Source organism: Arthrobacter sp. GW460-12-1-14-TSB2 (genome assembly GCF_059423525.1).
Genome location: NZ_JBWKYC010000047.1, coordinates 1,896 through 5,077 on the forward strand (window position 1 = coordinate 1,896; position 3,182 = coordinate 5,077).

The following is a 3,182-nucleotide window of genomic DNA, read 5'->3' on the forward strand; positions in this document are numbered from 1 at the left end:
TGTGGTTCTCTCGAAAATTAGTTTTTTTGATCTTTTGTGGTCAAGTTTTTAAGAGCACACGGTGGATGCCTTGGCATTAGGAGCCGAAGAAGGACGTAGGAATCTGCGATAAGCCTGGGGGAGTCGATAACCGGACTGTGATCCCAGGGTGTCCGAATGGGGAAACCCCGCCAGGGGCGCGAGCTGCCTGGTGACCCGCATCTGAACACATAGGGTGCGTGGAGGGAACGCGGGGAAGTGAAACATCTCAGTACCCGCAGGAAGAGAAAACAATAGTGATTCCGTTAGTAGTGGCGAGCGAACGCGGATCAGGCTAAACCGTTCCATGTGTGATAGCCGGCGGGCGTTGCATGGTCGGGGTTGCGGGACTTCCCGTGCTGGTTCTGCCGGACCAGCGAGGTGTGATGTGCAGGCATAGGTGAACGGTCTTGAAAGGCCGGCCAGAGAGGGTGTGAGCCCCGTAACCGTAATGTTGTGTACCGCCTGGGAAGTATCCCAAGTAGCACGGGGCCCGAGAAATCCCGTGCGAATCTGTCAGGACCACCTGATAAGCCTAAATACTCCCTAATGACCGATAGCGGACCAGTACCGTGAGGGAAAGGTGAAAAGTACCCCGGGAGGGGAGTGAAACAGTACCTGAAACCGTGTGCTTACAATCCGTCGGAGCCAGTCTGATTCTGGTGACGGCGTGCCTTTTGAAGAATGAGCCTGCGAGTTAGTGTTACGTCGCGAGGTTAACCCGTGTGGGGCAGCCGTAGCGAAAGCGAGTCTGAATAGGGCGTTGCAGTGGCGTGATCTAGACCCGAAGCGAAGTGATCTACCCATGGCCAGGTTGAAGCGACGGTAAGACGTCGTGGAGGACCGAACCCACTTCAGTTGAAAATGGAGGGGATGAGCTGTGGGTAGGGGTGAAAGGCCAATCAAACTTCGTGATAGCTGGTTCTCCCCGAAATGCATTTAGGTGCAGCGTTGCGTGTTTCTTACCGGAGGTAGAGCTACTGGATGGCTAATGGGCCCTACAAGGTTACTGACGTCAGCCAAACTCCGAATGCCGGTAAGTGAGAGCGCAGCAGTGAGACTGTGGGGGATAAGCTTCATAGTCGAGAGGGAAACAGCCCAGACCACCAACTAAGGCCCCTAAGCGTGTGCTAAGTGGGAAAGGATGTGGAGTTGCGAAGACAACCAGGAGGTTGGCTTAGAAGCAGCCATCCTTAAAAGAGTGCGTAATAGCTCACTGGTCAAGTGATTCCGCGCCGACAATGTAGCGGGGCTCAAGTACACCGCCGAAGTTGTGGCATTCACATTTTATCCAAGCCTTTGTGGTTCAGGAGTGTGGATGGGTAGGGGAGCGTCGTGTGGGCAGTGAAGTCGCGGTGTAAACCAGCGGTGGAGCCTACACGAGTGAGAATGCAGGCATGAGTAGCGAAAGACGGGTGAGAAACCCGTCCGCCGAATGATCAAGGGTTCCAGGGTCAAGCTAATCTGCCCTGGGTAAGTCGGGACCTAAGGCGAGGCCGACAGGCGTAGTCGATGGACAACGGGTTGATATTCCCGTACCGGCGAAAAACCGCCCATGCTGAACAGGGGATACTAACTGCCCGAAGCCTGCCCGATCACCCTTGTGGTGTGAGGGTTTTGGTGGAGCGCGGGACCTGATCCTGGGAGGTAAGCGTATTAACAGGTGTGACGCAGGAAGGTAGCCGAGCCGGGCGATGGTTGTCCCGGTCCAAGGATGTAGGGCGAACGGTAGGCAAATCCGCCGTTCATGATGCCTGAGACCTGACGGGACCCCCGTATGGGGGGATTCGGTGATCCTATGCTGCCTAGAAAAGCATCGACGCGAGGTTTTAGCCGCCCGTACCCCAAACCGACACAGGTGATCAGGTAGAGAATACTAAGGCGATCGAGAGAATTATGGTTAAGGAACTCGGCAAAATGCCCCCGTAACTTCGGGAGAAGGGGGGCCCCAACCTTGAACACCACTTGCTGGTGGGAGGGGATCGGGGCCGCAGAGACCAGGGGGAAGCGACTGTTTACTAAAAACACAGGTCCGTGCGAAGTCGCAAGACGATGTATACGGACTGACTCCTGCCCGGTGCTGGAAGGTTAAGAGGACCGGTTAGCCGCAAGGCGAAGCTGAGAATTTAAGCCCCAGTAAACGGCGGTGGTAACTATAACCATCCTAAGGTAGCGAAATTCCTTGTCGGGTAAGTTCCGACCTGCACGAATGGAGTAACGACTTCCCCGCTGTCTCAACCATAAACTCGGCGAAATTGCAGTACGAGTAAAGATGCTCGTTACGCGCAGCAGGACGGAAAGACCCCGAGACCTTTACTATAGTTTGGTATTGGTGTTCGGAGTGGCTTGTGTAGGATAGGTGGGAGACGTTGAAGCCCGGACGCCAGTTCGGGTGGAGTCATCGTTGAAATACCACTCTGGTCACTTTGGACATCTAACTTCGGCCCGTAATCCGGGTCAGGGACAGTGCCTGATGGGTAGTTTAACTGGGGCGGTTGCCTCCTAAAAAGTAACGGAGGCGCCCAAAGGTTCCCTCAGCCTGGTTGGCAATCAGGTGTCGAGTGTAAGTGCACAAGGGAGCTTGACTGTGAGAGAGACATCTCGAGCAGGGACGAAAGTCGGGACTAGTGATCCGGCGGTACATTGTGGAATGGCCGTCGCTCAACGGATAAAAGGTACCTCGGGGATAACAGGCTGATCTTGCCCAAGAGTCCATATCGACGGCATGGTTTGGCACCTCGATGTCGGCTCGTCGCATCCTGGGGCTGGAGTAGGTCCCAAGGGTTGGGCTGTTCGCCCATTAAAGCGGTACGCGAGCTGGGTTTAGAACGTCGTGAGACAGTTCGGTCCCTATCCGCTGCGCGCGCAGGAAATTTGAGAAGGGCTGTCCTTAGTACGAGAGGACCGGGACGGACGAACCTCTGGTGTGTCAGTTGTACTGCCAAGTGCACCGCTGATTAGCTACGTTCGGATGGGATAACCGCTGAAAGCATCTAAGCGGGAAGCTCGCTTCGAGATGAGATTTCCATACACCTTGTGTGTGAGAGGCCCCCAGCCAGACCACTGGGTTGATAGGCCGGATGTGGAAGCGAGGACTAACGACTCGTGAAGCTGACCGGTACTAATAGGCCGATAACTTACACCACACACCATTGGTGAACCCG

1 rRNA gene is annotated in these 3,182 nt (G+C 55.2%); it reads left to right on the forward strand.

Going from position 1 to position 3,182, the window contains the following annotated elements:
• The first annotated feature begins 38 nt into the window (after window positions 1-38).
• A 23S ribosomal RNA gene (locus tag AC07YR_RS23155) occupies window positions 39-3,164 on the forward strand.
• Window positions 3,165-3,182 lie beyond the last annotated feature (18 nt).